The organism is Thioclava electrotropha (assembly GCF_002085925.2).
In the GTDB taxonomy this organism is placed as follows: Bacteria; Pseudomonadota; Alphaproteobacteria; order Rhodobacterales; family Rhodobacteraceae; genus Thioclava; species Thioclava electrotropha.
In genome coordinates, this window is the sequence record NZ_CP053562.1 from 2,479,125 (window position 1) to 2,500,953 (window position 21,829).

Annotated in this window: 21 protein-coding genes and 1 riboswitch; of the genes, 5 read left to right on the forward strand and 16 right to left on the reverse strand. The window is 64.6% G+C overall.

Annotated elements, in window-relative coordinates; translation table 11 throughout:
- Nucleotides 1–98: 98 nt before the first annotated feature.
- Nucleotides 99–941, reverse strand: coding sequence for a DUF1223 domain-containing protein (locus AKL02_RS11815; protein ID WP_232621609.1), 843 nt, complete (start codon nt 939–941; stop codon nt 99–101).
- Between the two features lie 307 nt (nt 942–1,248).
- Between AKL02_RS11815 and acnA the strand changes: the two genes are divergently transcribed.
- Complete coding sequence (acnA, locus tag AKL02_RS11820) at nt 1,249–3,999, forward strand: aconitate hydratase AcnA (RefSeq protein ID WP_083077357.1); 2,751 nt, start codon at nt 1,249–1,251, stop codon at nt 3,997–3,999.
- A gap of 97 nt (nt 4,000–4,096) precedes the next feature.
- On the opposite strand, the gene AKL02_RS11825 is transcribed toward acnA, so the two are convergent.
- Nucleotides 4,097–4,543 carry an NUDIX domain-containing protein gene (locus tag AKL02_RS11825; protein WP_165756955.1) on the reverse strand — a complete coding sequence of 149 codons (447 nt, stop codon included), beginning with the start codon at nt 4,541–4,543 and terminating at the stop codon, nt 4,097–4,099.
- 482 nt (nt 4,544–5,025) lie between these two features.
- On the opposite strand from AKL02_RS11825, the gene AKL02_RS11830 reads away from it, so the two are divergent.
- A complete protein-coding gene (locus AKL02_RS11830) occupies nt 5,026–5,637 on the forward strand; it encodes a thioredoxin family protein (protein ID WP_083077360.1) in 612 nt (203 codons plus the stop codon).
- Between the two features lie 63 nt (nt 5,638–5,700).
- Here the strand turns inward: AKL02_RS11830 and AKL02_RS11835 are convergent, their stop codons facing one another.
- Nucleotides 5,701–5,907 carry a cold-shock protein gene (locus AKL02_RS11835; RefSeq protein ID WP_078520927.1) on the reverse strand — a complete coding sequence of 69 codons (207 nt, stop codon included), beginning with the start codon at nt 5,905–5,907 and terminating at the stop codon, nt 5,701–5,703.
- Nucleotides 5,908–6,234: 327 nt separating this feature from the next.
- Here AKL02_RS11835 and AKL02_RS11840 point away from each other — a divergent pair, with 327 nt between their 5' ends.
- Together AKL02_RS11840 and AKL02_RS11845 are read left to right on the forward strand one after the other, a co-directional pair.
- Nucleotides 6,235–7,053 carry an alpha/beta fold hydrolase gene (locus tag AKL02_RS11840; RefSeq protein WP_083077363.1) on the forward strand — a complete coding sequence of 273 codons (819 nt, stop codon included), beginning with the start codon at nt 6,235–6,237 and terminating at the stop codon, nt 7,051–7,053.
- 111 nt (nt 7,054–7,164) lie between these two features.
- Entirely contained in the window at nt 7,165–7,749 is a 585-nt protein-coding gene (locus AKL02_RS11845; RefSeq protein WP_083077366.1) for an ImuA family protein, read from the forward strand.
- A 9-nt stretch (nt 7,750–7,758) separates the two neighbouring features.
- Here the strand turns inward: AKL02_RS11845 and AKL02_RS11850 are convergent, their stop codons facing one another.
- The 4 genes from AKL02_RS11850 to AKL02_RS11865 all read right to left on the reverse strand — a co-directional run bounded on the left by AKL02_RS11850 (nt 7,759) and on the right by AKL02_RS11865 (nt 10,570).
- Entirely contained in the window at nt 7,759–8,550 is a 792-nt protein-coding gene (locus AKL02_RS11850) for a DUF6969 family protein (protein ID WP_083077369.1), read from the reverse strand.
- A gap of 69 nt (nt 8,551–8,619) precedes the next feature.
- Nucleotides 8,620–9,372, reverse strand: a complete 753-nt coding sequence (locus tag AKL02_RS11855; RefSeq protein ID WP_083077371.1) for a protein tyrosine phosphatase family protein — start codon at nt 9,370–9,372, stop codon at nt 8,620–8,622.
- A gap of 41 nt (nt 9,373–9,413) precedes the next feature.
- On the reverse strand, nt 9,414–10,058 hold the full coding sequence (locus AKL02_RS11860; RefSeq protein WP_083077373.1) for a DUF6691 family protein: 645 nt from the start codon (nt 10,056–10,058) through the stop codon (nt 9,414–9,416).
- On the reverse strand, nt 10,055–10,570 hold the full coding sequence (locus AKL02_RS11865; RefSeq protein WP_083077375.1) for a YeeE/YedE thiosulfate transporter family protein: 516 nt from the start codon (nt 10,568–10,570) through the stop codon (nt 10,055–10,057). The genes AKL02_RS11860 and AKL02_RS11865 overlap by 4 nt, the downstream gene beginning before the upstream one ends.
- Nucleotides 10,571–10,724: 154 nt before the next feature.
- Here AKL02_RS11865 and AKL02_RS11870 point away from each other — a divergent pair, with 154 nt between their 5' ends.
- Nucleotides 10,725–11,615: a serine hydrolase domain-containing protein gene (locus AKL02_RS11870; protein ID WP_232621610.1), complete on the forward strand. Its 891-nt coding sequence runs from the start codon at nt 10,725–10,727 to the stop codon at nt 11,613–11,615.
- A gap of 245 nt (nt 11,616–11,860) precedes the next feature.
- Here the strand turns inward: AKL02_RS11870 and AKL02_RS11875 are convergent, their stop codons facing one another.
- The 9 genes from AKL02_RS11875 to speB all read right to left on the reverse strand — a co-directional run bounded on the left by AKL02_RS11875 (nt 11,861) and on the right by speB (nt 21,654).
- Nucleotides 11,861–13,471 (reverse strand): FMN-binding glutamate synthase family protein, encoded by a 1,611-nt coding sequence (locus AKL02_RS11875; protein WP_078540564.1) that lies wholly within the window; start codon nt 13,469–13,471, stop codon nt 11,861–11,863.
- A 77-nt stretch (nt 13,472–13,548) separates the two neighbouring features.
- Nucleotides 13,549–14,340 (reverse strand): cobalamin-binding protein, encoded by a 792-nt coding sequence (locus AKL02_RS11880; protein WP_083077380.1) that lies wholly within the window; start codon nt 14,338–14,340, stop codon nt 13,549–13,551.
- Nucleotides 14,340–15,086 (reverse strand): ABC transporter ATP-binding protein, encoded by a 747-nt coding sequence (locus tag AKL02_RS11885; RefSeq protein ID WP_083077383.1) that lies wholly within the window; start codon nt 15,084–15,086, stop codon nt 14,340–14,342. Before AKL02_RS11885 ends, AKL02_RS11880 begins: the two co-directional genes overlap by 1 nt.
- Nucleotides 15,086–16,069 carry a FecCD family ABC transporter permease gene (locus tag AKL02_RS11890; protein WP_083077386.1) on the reverse strand — a complete coding sequence of 328 codons (984 nt, stop codon included), beginning with the start codon at nt 16,067–16,069 and terminating at the stop codon, nt 15,086–15,088. Before AKL02_RS11890 ends, AKL02_RS11885 begins: the two co-directional genes overlap by 1 nt.
- Entirely contained in the window at nt 16,066–16,932 is an 867-nt protein-coding gene (locus tag AKL02_RS11895) for an ABC transporter substrate-binding protein (protein WP_165756956.1), read from the reverse strand. The genes AKL02_RS11890 and AKL02_RS11895 overlap by 4 nt, the downstream gene beginning before the upstream one ends.
- Nucleotides 16,919–18,742: a TonB-dependent receptor plug domain-containing protein gene (locus AKL02_RS11900; protein WP_083077389.1), complete on the reverse strand. Its 1,824-nt coding sequence runs from the start codon at nt 18,740–18,742 to the stop codon at nt 16,919–16,921. The genes AKL02_RS11895 and AKL02_RS11900 overlap by 14 nt, the downstream gene beginning before the upstream one ends.
- 136 nt (nt 18,743–18,878) lie before the next feature.
- Nucleotides 18,879–19,072: riboswitch (cobalamin riboswitch) on the reverse strand.
- Between the two features lie 29 nt (nt 19,073–19,101).
- Complete coding sequence (locus AKL02_RS11905) at nt 19,102–20,148, reverse strand: DUF475 domain-containing protein (RefSeq protein WP_083077391.1); 1,047 nt, start codon at nt 20,146–20,148, stop codon at nt 19,102–19,104.
- A 112-nt stretch (nt 20,149–20,260) separates the two neighbouring features.
- Nucleotides 20,261–20,686 carry a DUF1499 domain-containing protein gene (locus AKL02_RS11910; RefSeq protein WP_078520942.1) on the reverse strand — a complete coding sequence of 142 codons (426 nt, stop codon included), beginning with the start codon at nt 20,684–20,686 and terminating at the stop codon, nt 20,261–20,263.
- Nucleotides 20,683–21,654: an agmatinase gene (gene speB, locus AKL02_RS11915; RefSeq protein WP_083077394.1), complete on the reverse strand. Its 972-nt coding sequence runs from the start codon at nt 21,652–21,654 to the stop codon at nt 20,683–20,685. The genes AKL02_RS11910 and speB overlap by 4 nt, the downstream gene beginning before the upstream one ends.
- Nucleotides 21,655–21,829: the final 175 nt, after the last annotated feature.

The following is a 21,829-nucleotide window of genomic DNA, read 5'->3' on the forward strand; positions in this document are numbered from 1 at the left end:
TATACGGGATGCGCGTCTGGATGCAAGGAAAAATCAGGGTACCGAAGGGACGGTTGCGCCCTTCCCTGACGGGCTCGGCGCAGCTCGGCGCGGCCCGGTCAGTCGAGCTGACCTGCGGCGAGGATCGGACCGGGCAGCGGGCCGTTCTTGCTGGGGCGGGATTCCTGAACGATCACCACGGCGGGCGCGTCCCCGTCGAGATCGACCGAGAGCGTCACCGGCGCGCGCCCGTCCCATTCGGCGATGCCGGTCAGGCTGGTGACGATGTTCTTGTAGGTCACCGTGCGCCCGGCATTCTCGCCGCGCAGGATGTCCACCGTGGCGGAGGGCTTGTAGCGCACGAGCTGCACCATCGCGGGCGTCTCCAGCTTATCAACCGGGCTCAGCGCGATCTCGTAATGATCGCCCTTCCCCGTGATCTTCAGGTCGACCTCGGGATGGGCGTCGCTCTCGCGTGCGATGGCGGTATCGAGCGCCGCTTCCTGCGGCCCGATAAGGGCCTCGCGGCCCGCGATGATCATCTGCGGGGTGTAGACCGTGCGCTCGCCCGCGGCGATCGCATAGGACTTCTGCCGGGCGGAAAACTCAGGTTTTCCAAAGGGATCTTTCCAGCCGAGATAGTCCCAGTAATCGACATGCAGCGCCAGCGCGATCACATCGTCCCGATCCGTGAGCTCCTTGAGAAGCGCATCCGCCGGCGGGCAGGACGAACAGCCTTGCGAGGTATAAAGCTCGACCACGACCGGGTCGTGCTCGCCTTCGGTGTCGGGATCGGGCGCCACGGGGTTCGGCTTCGCGGGCGTGTCGGATTTCTCGGAGGCCATCTGGTCGAGAAGCGCCTCGGAGGCGTTGAGACGCATCCCGGGCGGCGCGTCGGCTGCCCCTTGGGCAGACGCAAATTCCGCAAAGCTTACCAGCCCTGCGGCGAAAGCAGCTCCCATCGCGGTCAAACGTCCTGCGCGCACTCGAAAAACACTCCTCACTTCGCCGTCTTTATACCTAGCGTTTCTGCTCAGACCATGCCTAATCAATGTTTTGAGAGATTTCTTTCTGTCCGGGCGCGCGAAACGATATATGTCCAACGTATACGGCCCATGCGCGGTTCAAGATGACGCTGGGTCGCTCCAGTCGCGTGTTTTTGTGTGCAATGGTATACTAAAAATGCCCCGACCCTCTTGAACGGATCGCGCGCTTGGGGCAAACACACGCCAGCGACACCCTTAGGACCCTTGAAGGGAGGCCATTCTCATGCCCATCGTTACCGGTAAGGATACCGCGAAGACCCGCCGCGAACTCAGCGTCGGTTCGAAAACCTATGCTTATTACTCGATCCCCGCCGCCACCGAGGCTGGCCTGGGTGATTTCTCGAAGCTGCCCGCTTCGCTGAAGGTGGTTCTGGAGAACCTCCTGCGGTTCGAGGATAACGGCTTCACGATCTCGACCGACGACATCAAAGCCTTCGGCGAATGGGCCGAGCAAGGCGGCAAGAACCCGCGCGAGATCGCTTACCGCCCCGCCCGCGTGCTGATGCAGGACTTCACCGGCGTTCCGGCCGTGGTCGACCTCGCGGCAATGCGTGACGGCATCAAGGGTCTTGGCGGCGACGCACAGAAGATCAACCCGCTCGTGCCCGTCGACCTCGTGATCGACCACTCGGTGATGATCGACGAATTCGGCAACCCGCGCGCGTTCCAGATGAACGTCGACCGCGAATACGAGCGCAACATCGAGCGCTACAAGTTCCTCAAGTGGGGCCAGACCGCGTTCGAGAACTTCCGCGTGGTTCCGCCGGGCACCGGCATCTGCCACCAGGTGAACCTCGAATATCTCGCCCAGACCGTCTGGACCGATAAGGATCAGGACGGCACCGAAGTCGCCTACCCCGACACGCTCGTGGGCACCGACAGCCACACCACCATGGTCAACGGCGCGGCCGTTCTCGGCTGGGGCGTGGGCGGTATCGAAGCTGAAGCCGGCATGCTCGGCCAGCCGATCTCGATGCTGATCCCGGAAGTCGTGGGCTTCAAGCTGACCGGCTCGATGGTCGAAGGCACCACCGGCACCGACCTCGTGCTGAAAGTCGTCGAAATGCTCCGCGCCCATGGCGTGGTCGGCAAGTTCGTCGAATTCTACGGCGACGGCCTCGACAACCTGCCGCTGGCTCAGCGCGCGACCATCGCCAACATGGCGCCCGAATACGGCGCGACCTGTGGCTTCTTCCCGGTCGATGACGAAACCCTGCGCTATCTCGAGCAGACGGGCCGCGACAAGGACCGCATCGCGCTGGTCGAAGCCTATGCCAAGGAAAACGGCATGTGGCGCGACGCGGATTACGCGCCGGTCTACTCCTCGACGCTCGAACTGGACATGAACACCATCGTTCCGGCGATCTCGGGTCCGAAGCGTCCGCAGGACTATGTCGCGCTGACCAACGCCGCTGACGCGTTCGAAGGCGTGGTTGCCGATTACCGCGGCATCGACATCTCGTCGGAAGCCAAGAACATGGCCGCCGAAGGCCCGATCGCGACCAAATCGGTCACCATCGGCAAGACCGCCAAGGTCGAAGGTGAAGATTACGAGCTGCGCGACGGCTCGGTGGTGATCGCCTCGATCACGTCCTGCACCAACACCTCGAACCCCTATGTGCTGATCGGCGCGGGTCTCGTGGCGCGCAAGGCGCGTGAACTGGGCCTCGACCGCAAGCCGTGGGTGAAGACCTCGCTGGCGCCTGGCTCGCAGGTCGTGTCGGAATATCTGGAAGCCGCTGGCCTTCAGGAAGATCTCGACGCGGTCGGCTTCAACCTCGTGGGCTACGGCTGCACCACCTGTATCGGTAACTCGGGTCCGCTCCAGCCGGAAATCTCGAAGGCGATCAACGACAACGACCTGATCGCGACCTCGGTGCTCTCGGGCAACCGGAACTTCGAAGGCCGGATCTCGCCCGACGTGCGCGCCAACTACCTCGCGTCCCCGCCCCTCGTGGTGGCCTACGCGCTGGCCGGCGACATGAACATCGACCTGTCGAGCGACCCGATCGCGCAGACGCCGGACGGCAAGGACGTCTACCTGAAAGACATCTGGCCCTCGGACAAAGAGATCGCCGATCTCGTCGAGAAGGTCGTCACCCGCGAGAAGTTCATCGAGAAATACGCCGATGTCTTCAAAGGCGACGAGAAGTGGCAGGGCGTGGAAGTCGAAGGCGGCGAAACCTATGACTGGCCGCCGCAGTCGACCTACATCCAGAACCCGCCCTACTTCAAAGGCATGTCGCCGGAAGCTGGCACGATCTCGAACATCAAGGACGCGGGCATCCTCGCCGTGCTGGGCGATTTCGTGACCACCGACCACATCTCGCCGGCGGGTTCGTTCAAGCCCGACACCCCGGCCGGGAAATACCTGGTCGAGCGTCAGGTCGCACCGAAGGACTTCAACAGCTACGGTTCGCGCCGTGGTAACCACGAAGTCATGATGCGCGGCACCTTCGCCAACATCCGCATCAAGAACGAGATGCTGGACGGCGTCGAGGGCGGCTACACCAAGGGCCCCGATGGCGAGCAGACCTCGATCTTCGACGCGGCGATGGCCTATGAGAAAGCCGGCAAGCCGCTGGTGATCTTCGGGGGCGAGCAATACGGCGCAGGCTCCTCGCGCGACTGGGCGGCGAAGGGCACCAACCTGCTCGGCGTCAAGGCCGTGATCGCGGAAAGCTTCGAGCGTATCCACCGCTCGAACCTCGTCGGCTTCGGCGTGATCCCCTTCGAGTTCACCGAAGGCCAGACCCGCAAGGATCTGAACCTGACCGGTGAGGAAGAGGTCTCGATCGAAGGTCTCGAAGGCGAAATCAAGCCGCAGTCGATCGTGCCCTGCACCATCACCTACAAGGACGGCACCACCAAGGAGATCAAGCTCAAGAGCCGGATCGATACCGCGGTGGAGATCGAATACCTCAAGAACGGCGGCGTGCTGCACTACGTGCTGCGCAACCTCGCCAAGGCCTGAGGCTGACGGTTACGAGATTGGAAAAGGCCCCGCGAGCGCGGGGCCTTTTTCGTTTGGGATGTCCGCAAAGCGTGCCGGTCTACTCAGCGGATCAATGTTACCCTGAAAACAAGAGCGCCTTGGGATAGGGAAGCGCAAGATTTGGCATGTCAGCTGCCGAAAAGTATCGAAGCTCCTCGGTCTCTGAATCAATACAGGGAGAATCCGTCGGTGCCACTGCGCATTTGAAGACGATCACCGTATATTCCACCAAGTGCCCGTTGGGGTATCGGTAACGAAATGCTTCTCCGCCCAATACTGATACGACGTCAGCCTTGAGGACTTTCGCGCCAGTTTCTTCGAGCACTTCGCGCCGAAGGGCATCGTTCGGAGTTTCGCCAGGCTCAATACCTCCAGCCGGAAGGCTCCAACCTTCCGGGCCAGCTTTTCTTTGAAGAAGCAGCCGTCCGTGCCGATCGTGAATGAGCGCCGCCACGCTCGGAATCAAGAGAAGATCGTTGCCAATCTTTGATCTCAACGTTGAAATGTAAGAACTTGCAGTCATTCGTTTAATCTAACTCCCGTGAGCACGCCCTGATAGGCGGAATGGACGTCTACAAAGGCCTTCGCCGGCATCTTTCTATGAAACTCGTTTCGCGTCATCTGGCAATGCGCCCGCCAACCTCAGCTCCAGCCAGCGGATGTAGCCGTTGAGGTTCTCCGAAACCGGTCCGCAGAAAGGCGTGATGAACCTCCTGTTGCGGGCATGGAGCGAGCCAACACGTCTTGCGGCCAGCCCATTTTCATTACGGGTCGGCCTGCTCAACGCCCGGGCGGCCAGCCCGGGCCGCGCCCGACCTCCCCCCGGGAGGGCGCATTGGTGATATCATCGCGGGCACGACCGACCTACGGGCTTGAAAGATAAAGAGCCCAGTCACATGCGGAGTAAAGCGCCCACCCGAGGTCGGGCGCGGCCCTCAGAGCGCGATTCCCGCCATTCGCCCGGCCTGTGCTATACTCGGGCTCTCAAGAAGGGAGGACGACGCGATGAACAGACGCGAGATGTTGGCCCTGACAGTCGGGGCGATGACAGTGGGAGGTGCGTTGGGAGGCGCGCGGCCCGTGCAGGCCGAGGCGGTGATGGGCGATGGCGGGCTCTATCAGCAGCCCTTCTTCCACGAGGGCTTTCTCGATCTGGGAGAGGATCTTCAGGAGGCCGCCGATCAGGGCAAGGGGCTTCTGGTGCTCTTCGAGCAGCGCGGCTGCCCCTATTGCCGCGAGATGCATCTGGTGAATTTCGAGCGCCCCGAGATCACCGGGCTGATCGAGAAGAGCTACATGGTCGTGCAGCTCGATCTCTGGGGCGCGCGCGAGGTCACCGATTTCGACGGCGAGGCGCTGGAGGAGCGTGCGCTGGCGCAGAAATGGGCGGTGAATTTCACGCCGACGCAGGTGCTGATCCCGGCCGCGAGCGCAGGGGCGCAATCCGTGCGCGAGGCCGAAGCCTTCAGAATGCCGGGCTATTTCAAGCCCTTCCACCATCTGTCGGGGCTCGAATACGTGGCCAGCGGCGCTTACGCCGATCAGCCGTTTCAGCGCTTCTTGCAGGACAAGTTCTCGGAACTCAGCGCGAAGGGCATCGACCCGGACGTTTGGTAAGGCCCAAATGAAAACGGCCCGCGCGATTGCACGGGCCGTCTCAAACCGTCACACGGGCTCAGCTTACGCGAGCGCGATGTTACCTGCCGACTGGCGGCCGTCACGGCCGGTTTCCAGATCGTAGGTCACTTTCTGACCGTCATCGAGACGCTGGATGCCAGCGCGCTCAACGGCGGAGATGTGAAGGAAGATGTCTTTGCCGCCATCGTTCGGTGCGATGAAGCCATAACCCTTGGTGCTATTGAACCATTTCACGGTGCCTTCGGCCATCGTGAGTCTCCTATTAAATTATGCTGCCTGCGAAATGCGTCAGCTCGGCGTAGTCAGTTCTTGAAAGCAAACTGAAGCCGTAAGGAGACAGTGCATCTGGGAATCAAACGTAGCGAGAGAATACATAAGGCGAACGGGCGCTAATTGCAATGATCAAAGCATGTGAGGGGGTTGCACGGCACCGCGATCGACGGAATTCGGCGCCCTCCCGCCGAGGCGTGAAAACATGCAAAAAATATATGAGATTTCGGACCTTTGCCTGCGTCGCCCGCGTTACTTCAGTGAACAGGTGAGATCTTCAAACGCTGAAGACGCAGGAGGACCCCCATGACAGCAGCCCCGCTCGGCCCCGGCCAACTCAACGCAATCGACCATGGCGGCTCGGGTCGGCCCGTGGTCCTGATCCACGGCTGGCCGCTCTCGGGCAAGGCGTGGGAAAAACAAGTCCCCGCCCTGATCGCTGCCGGTCACCGCGTCATAACCTATGACCGCCGCGGCTTCGGTCTGGCGGAAAAACCCACCGAAGGCTTCGATTACGACACGCTCGCCGCCGATCTCGATGCGATCCTCACCGCGATGGATTTGCGCGACGTGACGCTGGTGGGCTTCTCGATGGGTGGCGGCGAGGTCGCGCGCTACATCCGCAACCACGGCGAGGACCGGCTGCGCGCCGCTGTTTTCGCCTCCGCCGTGACGCCCTGCCTGATGCAAAGCGAGAACAATCCCGACGGTCCGCTGACCAAGGAAGCCGCAGGCGAGATGGAACAGGGCCTGCGCGACGGGCGCGACGCGTTCTTCCCGCAATTCGTCGAGAATTTCTACAGCGTCGACGGCGATCTCAAAGCCTCTGCCGAGGAATGCGAACAGGCGGTGACGCTGTGCAACCAGTCCGACCAGAGCGCAGCACTTGGCTGCATGGAAGCGTTCGGCACCACCGATTTCCGCGAGGATCTGGAGGCGGTGCGCGTGCCCGTTCTGGTGATCCACGGCGACTGCGACGCGATCGTGCCGCTCGAAGGCTCTGGTGCGCGAACCTACCACGCGATCCCCGACAGCCAGTTCTTCACGATCAAGGGCGCGCCGCATGGCTGCAACGTGACCCATTCGGAAGAGTTCAACATCGCGCTGCTCGAGTTCCTGAGGTAACGCCCCGCCGCTTTCGGCATTCTGTTTACCCGGCCTGCGATCCCTTGCAGGCCGGGTTTCTCTTGCCTACAATGTTCATGCTTTGTTTCACCCCGACCCGCTGCCGCACCGATGATCACGCCCCACCCGTTCCCCCTGCGCGAAGGCCGCACCCATGAGGTCTGCGGCATCGGCACCACGAGCTTTGCCTGCGCGGTCTGCGCCAGCACCACGGGGCCGATCCTCTGGGTGAACGAGCGCCATCGCCGCGAGGGGCTCAATCCGCGCGGGCTGGTGAGCTTCTTCGATCCGGCGCGGCTTCTGCTGGCGCGCGGCAAGGACCAGACCGACACGCTCGCCGTGATGGAAGAGGCGCTGCGCGACGGCTCGGTGCCGCTGGTGATCGGGGAATTGCCCCGCGAGATCGGGCTGACGGCCGGGCGGCGACTGCAACTGGCCGCCAAGGAGGGCCGCGCGACGGGGCTGTGCCTGATCCTGCCCGATGGCGGCTCGAACGCGGCGGAGACGCGCTGGCACGCGATGCCCATCTACGACAAGCTGCTGCGCGAGGGGGTGGACTCGCCCCGGCTGCGCTGGCGGCAGCTGAAGAACAAATCCGGCCCCTGCCGCGCCTGGGAGGTGGAGTGGAACGCGAAGACCCGCGCGCCAGAGATCCTCTCGGTCAATGACTGCGCGCCCTCGAGCGTGCCGGTGTGACCCCGCAGCTCAGAGGTCGAGCTTGTCCTCGATCGCGCCGATCTGGGCGACCGGATCGACGGGCCACTGGCTGATATTCTGCAAGCCGCGATCTTCCAGCACCTCGCTGCCCGGGTGATCCGCCAGCCACGCCTCGATCTGCGCATCCCGCGCGCGCAGGAGTGCCGCGAATTGCGGACGGTAGAGCGTGACCATTCCGCTTAGCCACAGGTTCACCGCCCAGTTCGGATGCGCCAGCTCGATCGCGAAATGATCGAGCAGCCGGATCATGTCCTCGGCGCGGTAGAGGCATTCATCCGTGACCCAGCGATTGGTGGTGAAAATGCGGATCGCCCGGCCCTTCGCATCCACGCTGATCGCGCCGATATGGACGAAGCGCGCCGCCCGGTCCTCGGGGATCTTCGCACCGGGCAGGTCCCACGGCTCCAGCCCCGGAATGATCCCTTCGGGGCGCATGAACAGGTGGAAATGCCCGTTCTCGCCCTCGGCCATCTCGCGCGCGTCATGGGCGTGGTAGAAATAGTGGCAATGAGTCTCGGTATCGAAGACATCGCCCTGCGGGTAGCGCGACCAGACCAGAAAATCCCCCTGCCCGCGCAGCACTTCCGACACCACGCTCATCCCCGATTTCGCCAGTACCGTCTCGCATTCGAGCACAGTCTCGGCCGCGTCATGCATCTCTTCCAGGCGCGCACGCGGCAGCCCCTCGATCCCGGGATTGGCGATGCGCAGCGTGGGCGCGGGCGTCGCCGGGTTGGCGCTGTCGGGTGACATCTCGGAGGGCGTTTCGGGTCGGATCATCGGTCTCTCCTCATGCGAACGGGGCCAGCCTAGGCGCTGACCCCGTCCTTGTCATCGCGACATCTGCGCTCAGAGCGGCTCCATGCCGAGCATTTCACGCACAGCCGGTTCGCGCGAGGTCTTCAGACCGACCTGACGGCCTTCCTCGATGGCGATCTCGTTCGGCACGCCTTTCGACGCGCGGTAGAGCGCCCACATCGCGCCCACCCGGTTCGAGCTCTCGCAATGCAGCAGGATCGGATAGTTCGCCGGATCTTCGACGATCTTCGCGAATTCGGCGACCTGCGCCTCGGTCGGCGCCTTGGTCGGCACGGAGATCTGGATGTAATTCATCCCGGCCTTCTGCACGAGATCGCCCTCGTTCGGCGCGCCTTCGTCGGGCTTGAGCAGGCTCACGACGGTCTTGAAGCCGAGCATCTTGAGCATCGGAATGCCCGTCGGATCGATGAAGCCACCGGTGCCGACATAGGGCGTCGCGCGCAGGTAGTTGTCGACGATCGGGGGCATCTTGTCGCCATAGGGCGCCTGGGTTGCCTTAACGGTGGTGTCATAGGGCCCGCTGGCCATCGGGGCCGCGTCGCTGCCCGCATCCGCGGCCTTGGCCGCCGAGGGCGCGCAGGGGTTTGCAGCCGCCGGGGCGCAAGGGTTGGCGGCCGCCGGTGCGCAGGGGTTGGCCGGCGCACAGGGGTTCGTCACAGCCGGAGCGCAGGGGTTGGTCGCCTGAGCGCTCGAAGTGGCGGGAACGGCGGCGCTCATCGCGACCGCGGTCACCGGCACCATCGCGGCGCGCAGCAGGCTCTTGCGTTTCTTATGCAGTTTCATGGACTTTTTCCTCCCTAGAATATCGTCCGTGTTTCAACTCGTTACCCGCGCGCGTTTGCTGATGTCAGAGCGAAGTCGTCGGCCTCGTCATCCGGGGCGCAGACCTCTTCGGCGGTGAACGGACCGCCGCGCGACCGCTCGAGGATCGTGCCGAGGCGGAAGCCCACGGCGGCGATGATGATCAGCGCCAGCAGGATCACCCATTCCGGCAGCCCGAAGAGCTGCGGCAGGGTCTGTGCCGTCGGCCCCTGACCCGCGAGGTAGAAATCCTTGATCGGGTCGAAGACCCAGGCGAAGACCGAGGTGCCGAGCACCATGCCGATCGCGAAGACCACCGCGTCGATCCGGCCCGAGGCCACACCGACCACAGAGGTGCCCGGGCAATAGCCGCCCACGGCAAAGCCCGCGCCGATGAAGACGCCGCCCAGCAGGATCGCCCAGAAGAAGAGCGTCGGGATGAAGACCGCAGCCGGGCCCATCCAGCCCATCGTCCGCAGCACGTAAAGCCCCACGGCGCAGACGATCACGGCGGTGAACATCACCTTGAAGACCGAGAAGTCGCGCAGGGTGAACTGCCCTGTCAGCTTGCGCGGAGAGCCGAAGCCCGCCGCCTCCAGCGCGTAGCCGAAGAGAATGCCCGACAGGAGGCCCGAGGCTATGCCGCTATCGTAAAGAGGGATGCTCATTGCCAGATCCTCCGCATCATCATCGAGACGGCGAAGCCCGCCGCGAAGAAGCCGATCAGGAAGACGAAGCCCGCCACGGCGAGCGTAGCACTACCCGACAGGCCCAGACCCGAGGTGCAGCCGCGCGCCAGACGCGCGCCGAAGCCCACGAGCGCGCCGCCCAGCAGCGCGTAGACGAGGCGATTGCCGCTCGAGGTGCGCGGGCCGCGCTCCACCTTGACCGAAATCCGGCCCGCGCCTTTCGCGCCGAGCCACGCCCCGATCAGGACGCCGACCACTTCCCAAGTGATCCAGCTCAGAAGCGGGCTACCCGCCGCCATGAAAGGCCCGAAATAGGAATTGTCAGCGGTCGCCTGCGGGGCGACCCAGTCATTGGCCTGTGCCGCGAAGCGGGTCACGAAGCCGGATGCGCCGAGCCCGTGCCCGGTCACGACGAAGGTCAACAGCAGAGCCAGGCCGAGCGCGGTGCCGGCGGCGAGCGGTGACCAAAATGCTTTGGGTGCGTCTCTCATGAAAGCCTCCCTTCCTCCCATGATCATATTCATAGGTGATGATACAAAACGCCAAAGCCGTTTCAACTTTTTTCAGCGCCGCAATGCGGCAAATGACATACCATTGGAAAACGCCCTGCCCGCCCCATCTGAAAAATCATATAAAGACAAAGCTTTGACCCAATCCCCCACCGCCTTCACCGCGACGTTTGACCGCGACGGACGCTGCCAAGCGGCCCAGTCAGGGGCGCGGCTCTTTCCCTATTGGAGCTTCACCAAGCCCGTGATCGCGGCGCTGGCGTTGATGCTCGACTCTGAGAAGCGGCTCGATCTGGACGCGCCGCTCGATCTGCCGGAGCTGCGCGCGGGGGGTACGCTGGCGCAGCTTCTGGAGCATAGCGCAGGCCTGCCCGATTACAGCACCCTGCCCGCCTATCACGCGGATGTAGCAGCGGAGCGCACGCCGTGGCCGCGCGATCTGCTCGTGGCCCGGACGCTCGCGCAGCCCGCGCCATTTCCGCCCGGCGAAGGGTGGCGCTATTCCAACCTCGGCTACATGCTAGCCCGCGAGGTGATCGAAGGCGCCGCAGGCCGGAGCCTCGCGGAACTGGTGCAAGAGCGGATCGCAGCGCCGCTGGGGCTGGAGAACGTCCGGCTCGCCCAAACGCCCGCTGATTTCGCGGCGCTTCACTGGCCCGAGGCGCGCGACTACCACCCCGGCTGGGTCTATCACCGCACGCTGATCGGCACGGCGGGCGATGCGGCGCGGCTATTGCACGGGCTGCGCGGGCTGCTGCCCAAAGCCGCATTCGCCCGCATGACCGCCTGCCGCGAATTGGGCGGCGCGTTGCCCGACCGCCCTTGGACGCGGCATGGTTACGGGCTGGGGCTGATGTGCGGCGACTGGGGCGACACGCGCGTTTTCGGCCATTCCGGCGCGGGGCCGTTCAGCTCCAACGCCGTCTATCGCTGCCCCGAGACAGGCCGCACCGCCGCCGCCTTCACGCATGGCCCTTTCGAAGGGCCAGCCGAACAGACCGTGGCAAAAGCCCTGCTCGCGCAGTGAGTGAGACCAGCCCGGTGTGACCAACACCGGGCAGCGCCCGACCTCCCCCCGGGAGGGCGCTTTTGTAGCCTGACCGCGCGCATCAGCGTTGGAGGTGTGAGGCGCGATAAAGCGAAGACCACCGAGACCTTGCCTGCGCCCACCCGAGGTCGGGCGCTCCCCTCATCGCAAACAAGAGACGTCGGCAAAAAGAAGAGGCGGCAACCATCGTCGCCGCCTCTCCCAAGATACCGTGAAATCCGATCTCACACGCCGCTGTCGAAGGGCTCGAACGCTTCGGCGCGGGCGCGCTTCCAGCGCTTGAGATAGCCGAAGCGGTCGTCATCCTCACGCAGGAGGAACCCTTCGGGCATGTAGTGATAGATCTCGTCGCCCACTTTGAAATCGCGCTCGCGGTCGCGCACCAGCAGGTGATGCGGCAGGAACTGCCCCGGATGGGTGAGGCCCGCAGCCCCCGTCATCTCGGCCAGCGCCTTCATCGTGTTGCGGTGGAAATTGGCCACGCGGGTCGACTTTTCCGGCACGACCAGCGCGCGCTGACGGATCGGGTCCTGCGTGGTCACCCCGGTCGGGCATTTATTCGTGTGGCACGACTGCGCCTGAATGCAACCGATCGAGAACATGAAGCCGCGCGCCGAGTTCGCCCAATCCGCCCCGATCGCCAGAACCTTGGCGATATGGAAGGCGGTGACGACCTTGCCCGAGGCCCCGATCTTCACCTGATCGCGCAGCCCCGCCCCGCGCAGCGTGTTGTGCACGAAGCTGAGACCTTCCACGAGCGGGAAGCCCATGTGGTTCGCGAATTCCAGAGGTGCGGCCCCGGTGCCGCCCTCCTTGCCATCGACCACGATGAAATCGGGGGTGATGCCGGTTTCCAGCATCGCCTTGACGATGCACATGAATTCCCGGCGGTGACCGACGCAAAGCTTGAAGCCCACCGGCTTGCCGCCCGACAGCTCGCGCAGCTGGCCGATGAATTCCATCATCTCCAGCGGGGTCGAGAAGGCCGAATGCGAGGCGGGCGAGATGCAGTCGCGATCCATCGGAATGTCGCGCGCCTCGGCGATCTCGGGGGTGATCTTGGCCGCGGGCAACATTCCGCCATGGCCCGGCTTCGCGCCCTGGCTCAGCTTCAGCTCGATCATCTTGACCTGAGGGTCCTGCGCGCGCTTGGCGAATTTCTCGGGATTGAAGCTGCCATCGTGGTTGCGGCAGCCGAAATAGCCCGAGCCGACCTCATAGATCAGATCGCCGCCCTCACGGTGATAGCGCGAGATTCCGCCCTCGCCCGTGTCATGCGCGAACCCGCCCATCTTCGCGCCCTTGTTGAGCGCCATGATCGCATTGGCCGACAGCGCCCCGAAGGACATGGCCGAGATATTGTAGATCGACGCTTTGTAGGGCTGCTTGCACGCCTCCCCGCCGATCTCGACGCGGAAATCGCTATCCTCGATATGGCGCGGCTTCACCGAATGGGTGATCCACTGATAGCCCGATTCCGAGACGCGGATACGGGTGCCGAAGGGCTTGGCGTCCTCGATATCCTTGGCGCGCTGATAGACGATCGTGCGGGTCGCGCGGGAGAACGGAATGTCCTCGTCGTCCCCCTCGATCAGATATTGGCGGATCTCGGGGCGGATCTCTTCGAAGAAGAACCGCAGATGGCCGAGGATCGGATAGTTCCGGGTGATCGCGTGCTTGGTCTGGATCAGATCGTGGATCCCGACAAGCGTCAGGAAACCGAAGAGGATCGCGATGACCAGAAACCAATCGGTAAGGATCAAACCGGAAACTGCGGCGAGCGTCAGCAGAGCTGACAAGACGAGTGGTGAAAACCGTACAAAACGCGTGAACATGCCCCCTCCCGCGGGGTAAGTAGCCTCTGTTCCTGCGCGAACACTCTAGCGCGCGAGGGCTCTATGTCTAAGAACTATTACGCCCGCAACCCCGGATCGGACCAGATCGCGGCCTCCAGCGCGTCGAGCCCGTCGGTCAGCGCTGCAGGCCCGGGCTGCAGGATCAGGGTGGATTTGACCTCGTGCAGCCGGTTTCGCGCAACAGCCGGGACGTCCTGCCAGCCTCGCCTTGCGGAAACTTTCTCGGGGCGGAATTTCTTGCCGCACCACGACCCCACGATGACCTCGGGCGCGGCGGCGATCACTTGTTCGGGAGTGACGATGCGATCCTTGGCTTTGCCCTCTCTCGCCAGATCGGCGAAGACATCGCGCCCGCCTGCGATCTCGATCAGCTCCGACACCCAGCCCACGGCAGAGATCAGCGGTTCGTCCCATTCCTCGAACCAGACGCGCGGACGGCTGGGGCGCGGCTTGGCGGCGATCTCCGCCAGACGCGCCTCGTAACCCGCGGCCAGCAGTTCTGCACGCTCGGTGCAGCCCACCAGCGCGCCCACCGTGCAGATCATGTCGAGGATGCCCGCGACCGAGCGTTGGTTGAACGCGTGAACGGCGACGCCCTCGCGCACCAGCCCCGCGACGATATCGGCCTGAAGGTCGGAGAAGGTCAGAACGAGGTCCGGCTTCAGCGCGAGGATCTTCGGCAGATCGGCGGAGATGAAGGCCGAGACGCGCGGCTTTTCCTGACGCACCCGTTTGGGGCGCACCGCGTAGCCGGAAACGCCTACGATGCGCGCGTCCTCACCCAGAAGGTAGAGCGTCTCGACCGTCTCCTCGGTCAGGCAGACGATGCGCTCGGGCGGAAATGCCATCAGACCCCCAAAGTGGAAAGCGGTTGAAAAACGGGCCCTTCCGGCGTGTTCTTGAAGTGCGCGCGGATGTGGAAGACCTCAGCCAGAAGCGCCTCGGTCAGCACCTCTCCGGGCGCACCGTTCGCGACCAGCCGCCCGCGATCCATCACCCAGAGCCGGGTGCAATGGCGCGCCGCCAGCCCGAGATCATGCAGCGAAGTGACCACCGCACCGCCCGCCTGCGCATGGGCGGTGAAGACCTGCATCGTCGCGATCTGCGCCGCCGGGTCGAGGCCTGCGATAGGCTCGTCGGCAAGGATCAGCGGGCTTTCCTGCGCGAGCGCCCGCGCGATCAGCACCCGCGCCTGCTCGCCGCCCGAGAGCTGCGTGGCGGCACGGTCGCGGTAGTTGTCGAGCCCCATCCGACGCAGCGCTTCCTCCACCGCGGCGGCCCCGCGCGTCGCCTGATCGCGGCCATGCGGCAGCCGCCCCAACGCCACCAGATCGGCGACCGACAGCCCCCAGGCGATCTCGCGCGCCTGCGGCAGCCACGCCGCCGCCCGCGCCCGCGCCATCGGGTCGAGCGCCGACAGCGAACTGTCCCCGCGATGCGACAAAAGCCCCATCGCCCCCCGCAGCAGCGAGGTCTTGCCCGCGCCATTGGGCCCGATCAGCCCGATAACCTCGCCCGGCCCGACCCGTGCCGAGACACTATCGACCACCGGACATTCGCCACGCAGAACGGTGAGGTTCTCCAGCTTCAACATCAGCCCTCGCGCCCCATTTTGCGGATCATCGACAGGAAGAACGGCGCGCCGACCAGCGCGGTCAGCACACCCAGTTTCAGGTCGCGCTCGGGCGCGATCACCCGCGTCGCGATGTCGGCTAGCGTCAGCATCGCCGCCCCGCCAAGCGCCGAAGCCGGCAGCAGCCGCGAGGGCCGCGCGCCCACGGATTTGCGCAGCAGATGCGGCACGACGAGGCCGACGAAGCCGATCGCGCCCGCTACAGCCGTGGCCGCGCCCACCATCAGCGCCGTGCCGAAGACAATCTGAAGCCTGAGCTTTTTCAAAGAGATGCCCATCGAAGCTGCAGCATCTTCCCCAAGGCTCAGCGCATCGAGCCCCGCGCCCGCGCGCAGCAGGATCAGCGCGCCGACGATCAGGAACGGCAGCGCCAGCGCCACATGGGTCATCGAGCGATCGGCGAGCGAGCCCATCATCCAGAACACGATCTCGGCCGCGGCATAGGGCGACGGCGCGAGGTTCAGCACCAGCGCGGTCGCCGCCGCCGCCAGCGCCGAGACCGCGATCCCCGCAAGGATCAGCACGAGCGCCCGACCCTCGCGCCCCGCAAGGATCAGGATCAGTGCGACGGCCACACCCGCGCCCGCCAGCGCCGCCAGCGGCAGAGCCAGAGCGAAGAGCGCGTAGAGCCCGGTCTGGATCGCAATCACAGCGCCGAGCGCCGCCCCCGCAGAGGTGCCGATCAGCCCCGGTTCGGCCAGCGGGTTACGCAGGAAGCCTTGCATCGCGGCGCCCGACAGCCCCAGTGCGGCGCCGACACCGATCCCGAGGATCGCGCGCGGCAGGCGCAGCTCGCGCATCACCAGCCCTGCGGCTCCATCGCCGGAGATCAGCGCGGAGAGGCCGTGAAGCGGCGAAATGCCCGACGGCCCGATCAGCAGCGAGGCTGCGAATAGCACCGCGCAGAGGATGGAGAGAAGGATGAGGATCGTGCGATAACTCATTGCGTTAGCTTCTCTTTCTCGATTCTACGACCGAGCTTTGCCAGCGTCTCCACCGCATTCAGCATCGCGGGCGCGCCGCAGGTCCAGCTTGCATCGCGCAGGCCCCGCACGACCGGCAGATCGCGTAGCACCGGGTGCGCCAGCACCTCTTGCGCGCGGCTCGTGCCGGTGCCGCCTTGCGAGCCGCCGACGACCACCAGATCGGGGCGATCCATCACCAGATCTTCCAGCGGCAACCGCCCGCCCCAGTCGAGCCCCGGCCCGCTGACGACATTCTGAAACCCTGCCATTTCAAGGATTTGCCCTTCAAGGGTCCGCGGCCCGTAGCCATAGCCTGAGGGCCCGATGATCGCAGCTTTCAGCCCCGGCGCGGGCGTCTTGATCGCCGCCAGTCGCGCATCGAAATCCGCGAGCATCTTTGCCGCGCGATCGGGATGGCCGAGCAGTTTGCCCATCGTCTCGATCCGGCCTCGGATCTCGGGCAGCGAGGTGCCGGGCGGCAGTTGCTCAACCCGGATCCCGAGCGTGCGCAACATGCGGATCGTGTCCGGGTTCGACCATGTATCGGCCAGAACGAGATCGGGGTGCAGAATCGAGATTTCCTCGGCACGTCCGTAGTTTACGGGCAGATCTTCAGCCTGCTTCCAATGCACCGACATCGACGGATCGGTCGCGAAATGGCTGACCGAGACGACCTGCGGCGGATCGGCCAGCGCCAGCGCCAGCTGATCCGTGCAGAGGTTCATGGACACGACCCGCTGCGGCACGTCGCCCGCAGGTTCCTCCGCCCATGCGGAGGAGGTCGCCGCCAAGGCGGCGAAAAGGGCGGCGCAAACCGCCCCTTTCAGATCAGAACCGCGCACGCAGCCCCACATAGGCTGCGCGACCCGAGGTGCCGTAGCCCGGCCAGAGCTGGTAATCGGTGTCGGTCAGGTTCTCGATCCGCAGATAGGCCTCTTTGTCATTGCCCAGATCATAGGTCATCTGCGCGTTCAGAAGGCCGTAATCGGGCTGGCTCTGACGATCGGTGACCACGCGCATATCGGCGGCGAGCGTCAGTTTGTCAGTCACCTGCGCGTCGATTCCGGCGGTCAGCGTATGCCGCCCGAAAGCCGAATTCCACGTCGAGCCGGCAGAAAGGCCGTCGGGGTTCTTCGAGTCCAGATAGGTATAGCCGAGGCTGTAATTGACCATGCTGGAGATCGGCCCTTTCAGGCCCAGCTCCAGCCCCTGCCGCTTGGCGGTGCCCGAGGTCTGGTAATAGCTGTAGGTCGTGTTGCTGTAGTCGATCAGGTCGTCCACCTCGATATGGAACAGCGTCGCGGTCAGCTTATGCGCGCCGAAATCGCGCTCGACCCCAAGGTCGTAGCTCAGCGATTTCTCGGGCTTGAGATCGGGATTGCCCGCATATCCGTCATAAAGCTCGTAGCCCGACGGCGCACGGAACCCGTTGCCCACCGAAGCGCGGAAGAGGGTCGTGGCATCGGCCTGCCAGGTGACGCCGAGACGGCCCGTGGTGTTGCCGCCGAAATCCGAGTGATCGTCATGGCGCGCCGAGGCGGTCACGTTCACCCCGTCCATCGGCGAGAAGGCATATTCACCGAAGACGCCCGTATCCGCGGTCAGGACATCGCCCGTGACATAGGTACCGGTATAGGTTTCCAGCGTGCGATCCGCGCCGAAGGTCACGCGGCCCGGCCCGAGATCGGTCGAGGCTTTCCAGTCGAGTTTGCGGCGTTTGCCCTCGTAGCCGTAGTCATAGACCGGATACCAGCGCGAGGTCGTGTAATAGGTCAGACCGAGCTCGTGATCGAGCGGACCTGTCGTGAATTTCGCGAAGAGACGCCCGCCCCGCTCCTTGTGGATCGTGTATTCGTTGCTGTCCGTGGGCGGCGAGCTGAAGCCGTTGTCGAACTCGCCCCGGTCGTTCTGGGCAAACCCGTTGAAACCGATCAGCAGATTGTCGGAGATGCGCTTCTGCGCGCGCAGGCTCACGCGATCGGCGCGGTAGCCGTCTTTCTCGGTATTGCCGTTCTTCTTGTCGGCCGCCGAAAAACCAGCGGTGTAGACTTTCGACAGCTGGATCGCGAGCTCGTCATCGCCCTTCTTCCAACCGAAGTTATAGGCCGCATTCGCGGTGTGGTAGGAGCCGAGCTCGAACTTGACGCTCTGGCTCACGCCATCCTCGGTCGGGCGCGGCGTGTCGAGGTTGATCACACCGGCGACCGCCTGCCCACCATAGACCGCCGATTGCGAGCCGCGCATGATCTCGACCCGGTCATAATTGAACGTGTTGAACCGGCCCAGATCGGGCAGCACCTGCGGCGCGGATGGGTCGGAGACGTCGATCCCGTCCACCATAACCTTCACGTAGTTCTGCGACACGCCGCGGATGGTGAAGCCGGTCTGCGCGCCCATCGGCCCGCGCGACAGGATGCCGACGCCCGGCGATTGCGCGATCAGATTGGCAAGGCGGGTCTGGCCCGAACGCTCCAGCTCGTTGCGCGACAGCACGGTGACCGCCTGCGCGGTCTTGTCCGACGATTGCGGCTCGAGCGCGCCGTGGTAGATCACGATCTCATCGAGTTGGTAAGGTTGGCTGTCTTGCGCGAGCGCGGGGGCTGCCAGCGCGGTGGTGAGCATCAGGCCCACGGTCAAACGGGTGCGGATCATATCCAATTCCCTCGTATCGCGACTCTGCGGTCGCGTGAACTTCGTATCATAAGTCTTTGGAAATTTGGAATTTCCGCCGACGGTGAGAATGTCACCACTGACGGAAGACCGCCTCCGCTGCGCGCCCGCACAGGCAGAAAGGATGAGCGCCTCGGCAGGTCTCCTGGCTCGCGGGTCTTGGTTTCGGCTGGCCTTCCCGGGTCGCCCCAGTGGCTCAGTCAGCCGTCACTCGCCGCTCACAGTTGCGGGGGCAGCCCCGGAATGAATGCACGCATCGCACCGGGTTCCCTTTTCATCCGCCAAGGCGGAACCGAAGTGCCCCTGCTGTGCCGCGCGCGCCGCAGTCTGTCAAGAAAATTTCAACTCTCGACGGCGGCTCTGCTGCGCCGGTTGAAGCGGATCGAGGACAGCAGCGCGAGCCCGATCAGCCCCGCCCCGATCAGCCCGGTAATCACCTCGGGCACTTCCACCAGCGTCTGCGTGAACATGACGACCGAGAGGATCAGGATCGACCAGAAGGCGCCATTCTCGAGATAGCGGAATTCGCTCAGCGTGTTGCGCTCCACCAGCATCAGGGTCATCGAGCGCACATACATTGCGCCGATACCGAGACCGATGGCGATCAGGAACAGGTTCTGGGTCAGCGCGAAGGCCCCGATCACCCCGTCGAAGCTGAAGGACGCGTCGAGTACTTCGAGATAGAGGAACGCGCCCAGACCCGCCTTGGCCGTCTCGGCAGCGAGATTCGTCCGGTCGAGCACGTGGCTGAGCACTTCGACACCCAGGAAGGTCGCAAGCCCGCAGATCGATGCGAACATGAACTCGTCCTCACGCCCTTCGGGCAGGATCCAGGTGAAGGCCAGAATGACGAGCAGCACGAGGCCGATCTCGAGCCCGCGGATCGAGGCGAGCGCGCGCAACCGGCGCTCCAACGCTCGGATCCAGTCGACCTCTTTGCCCTCGTCGATGAAATAGGTAAGCGCGACCATCATCAGGAAGGCCCCGCCGAAGCCCGCAATCGACAGATGCGCGTCCTCGATGATCTCGGCATATTCCGCCGGGTGTTTCGCGGCCAGTTGCACCGCCTCCCATGGTCCGATCCCGGCGGCGATCACGACGATCAGCAGCGGGAACAGGATACGCATCCCGAAGACCGCGATCAGAATACCCCATGTCAGGAAGCGACGCTGCCATTTCGGCGTCATCTGGTGCAGTTTGTTGGCGTTGACGATCGCGTTGTCGAAGCTCAGCGAGATTTCCAGCACGGCGAGCACCGCCGTGATCATCAGGAAAGAGACCGCGCCGCCAAGCCCGCCGGTCTGGGCAAATCCCAGCGCGAACGACCCGACCAGCCCCGCGATGGTGACGGCGATGGCCCAGGAGAAATAACGGTACATGGTGGTCATGCTGGCTCCGGCTGCATGGAGCCTCACTTAGGCTTCGCCCCTCTCTTCGCAAGGGAGCGCGCCGTCAGAGTTGATCGCTGTGACCCGGCAAGCGCGCCTCGGATCAGCCCCCCTACAGCCCCGCCTCGTCGAGCCAGCCCATGATCCGGGCCTTGTTCACGCCAAGGTCAGATTTGCCGTAGACGAGATGGCCGCGGATTTGCAGCGTGTTGCCCTCGACCCAAAGCGTGGTGACGTCGGGAAAGCCGAAGAAGGCGGAGCGGGTGACATAGGCCACATGCCCCTCATCGACGCTGCCCGCCACCTGTTTCGTGCGCGCGGTGGCGCGGATGATCTTGTCGAGTGCGGCCATCTGCACCAGCGGATCGGAGACCTCGCGGGCCGCCTGAAACCCGCCCGTCTCGGGGTGATCGCCGGGCGCTTTCGCCAAGCCCTCGACCTTGTAGCGCGCAGGGTCGATCGGGGCGAAGCGCACCCAGCCATCGGCTACGGCAACCGCAGCCAACCCGAGCGCGAGGATCGTCACGGCCCGATTCATGCCGCGCCCTCCCGCAGCCCCCAACCGGCCAGCGCGATCAGCTCGGTCGCGACATGGGCGCCCGCGATGGCCGTCACGCCGGTCGGATCGTAGGGCGGAGAGACCTCGACCACATCGCCACCGATCAGGTTGATCCCTTTCAGCCCGCGCAACAGCTCTGCCGCCTGCCAGCTGGCCAGACCGCCCCAGACCGGCGTGCCGGTGCCGGGCGCGAAGGCCGGGTCGAGCCCGTCGATGTCGAAGGTGATGTAACAGGGCTTGTCGCCCACGACCGCGCGGATGCGTTCCAGCGTGGCCTCGACGCCCTCGCGATGCACCGAAGGCGCATCCACGATCGTCACGCCCAGCGTATCGGGATTGTCGGTGCGGATACCGACCGAGACGGTATTCTCGGCTCTCACGACGCCCGACTTGATCGCCTTGTAGAGGAACGTGCCGTGGTCGATCCGGTCCATATCGTCATCGGCCCAGGTGTCGGAATGGGCGTCGAACTGAACGAGCGCGATCTCCCCGTGGGCGGCAGCGGCCGCGCGCAGGATCGGCAGGGTGATGAAGTGATCGCCGCCCAGCGTGATCGGCACGACGCCCGCCCCGAAGATCGCGCCCAGATGCGCCTCGATCCGGCCCGGCACTTCCGGCACATTGGCATAGTCGAAGGGCATGTCACCGTAATCGACGATGGCGAGTTCCGAGAACGGGTCGTAACCCCAGCCATAGGGCGCGTCGAACGCCTGCAGCGTCGAGGCTTCGCGGATCGCCCGCGGCCCGAAACGCGTACCGGGGCGGTTCGTCACCGCCTGATCGAAGGGGATGCCGGTCACGGCGATCTGCGCGCCCGCGAGGTCCTTCGTATAGCGCCGCCGCAGGAAGCTGGTGGCCCCGCCGAAGGTATTCTCGAAGCTCAGGCCACGTGCCTCTGCCCGCGTAAAAGCCTGATCCACTTGGGTTTTCGCATCTTCCAGAGCCATGATCGCCCCTCCTTTTCGCCCGCGAAATCTGCGCCAGCCCTCGCGGGAGGTCAAGCTGCCGTGCGAGGGGATGAGGGGCGCGTCCGACTTCCAGCGCTTGGGCATAGCTCCGCCCGGGACGACGAGCCCCGAGCAGCGCCTGACCTCATGCAAAGACAAACGATCATCCCCTCGG

What these genes read in the sequence shown, in the direction of transcription:
- AKL02_RS11815 (WP_232621609.1), bottom strand. Translation starts at nt 941, where the DNA reads ATGGGAGCTGCTTTCGCCGCAGGGCTGGTAAGCTTTGCGGAATTTGCG.
- acnA (WP_083077357.1), top strand. Translation starts at nt 1,249, where the DNA reads ATGCCCATCGTTACCGGTAAGGATACCGCGAAGACCCGCCGCGAACTC.
- AKL02_RS11825 (WP_165756955.1), bottom strand. Translation starts at nt 4,543, where the DNA reads ATGACTGCAAGTTCTTACATTTCAACGTTGAGATCAAAGATTGGCAAC.
- AKL02_RS11830 (WP_083077360.1), top strand. Translation starts at nt 5,026, where the DNA reads ATGAACAGACGCGAGATGTTGGCCCTGACAGTCGGGGCGATGACAGTG.
- AKL02_RS11835 (WP_078520927.1), bottom strand. Translation starts at nt 5,907, where the DNA reads ATGGCCGAAGGCACCGTGAAATGGTTCAATAGCACCAAGGGTTATGGC.
- AKL02_RS11840 (WP_083077363.1), top strand. Translation starts at nt 6,235, where the DNA reads ATGACAGCAGCCCCGCTCGGCCCCGGCCAACTCAACGCAATCGACCAT.
- AKL02_RS11845 (WP_083077366.1), top strand. Translation starts at nt 7,165, where the DNA reads ATGATCACGCCCCACCCGTTCCCCCTGCGCGAAGGCCGCACCCATGAG.
- AKL02_RS11850 (WP_083077369.1), bottom strand. Translation starts at nt 8,550, where the DNA reads ATGATCCGACCCGAAACGCCCTCCGAGATGTCACCCGACAGCGCCAAC.
- AKL02_RS11855 (WP_083077371.1), bottom strand. Translation starts at nt 9,372, where the DNA reads ATGAAACTGCATAAGAAACGCAAGAGCCTGCTGCGCGCCGCGATGGTG.
- AKL02_RS11860 (WP_083077373.1), bottom strand. Translation starts at nt 10,058, where the DNA reads ATGAGCATCCCTCTTTACGATAGCGGCATAGCCTCGGGCCTCCTGTCG.
- AKL02_RS11865 (WP_083077375.1), bottom strand. Translation starts at nt 10,570, where the DNA reads ATGAGAGACGCACCCAAAGCATTTTGGTCACCGCTCGCCGCCGGCACC.
- AKL02_RS11875 (WP_078540564.1), bottom strand. Translation starts at nt 13,471, where the DNA reads ATGTTCACGCGTTTTGTACGGTTTTCACCACTCGTCTTGTCAGCTCTG.
- AKL02_RS11880 (WP_083077380.1), bottom strand. Translation starts at nt 14,340, where the DNA reads ATGGCATTTCCGCCCGAGCGCATCGTCTGCCTGACCGAGGAGACGGTC.
- AKL02_RS11885 (WP_083077383.1), bottom strand. Translation starts at nt 15,086, where the DNA reads ATGTTGAAGCTGGAGAACCTCACCGTTCTGCGTGGCGAATGTCCGGTG.
- AKL02_RS11890 (WP_083077386.1), bottom strand. Translation starts at nt 16,069, where the DNA reads ATGAGTTATCGCACGATCCTCATCCTTCTCTCCATCCTCTGCGCGGTG.
- AKL02_RS11900 (WP_083077389.1), bottom strand. Translation starts at nt 18,742, where the DNA reads ATGATCCGCACCCGTTTGACCGTGGGCCTGATGCTCACCACCGCGCTG.
- AKL02_RS11905 (WP_083077391.1), bottom strand. Translation starts at nt 20,148, where the DNA reads ATGACCACCATGTACCGTTATTTCTCCTGGGCCATCGCCGTCACCATC.
- AKL02_RS11910 (WP_078520942.1), bottom strand. Translation starts at nt 20,686, where the DNA reads ATGAATCGGGCCGTGACGATCCTCGCGCTCGGGTTGGCTGCGGTTGCC.
- speB (WP_083077394.1), bottom strand. Translation starts at nt 21,654, where the DNA reads ATGGCTCTGGAAGATGCGAAAACCCAAGTGGATCAGGCTTTTACGCGG.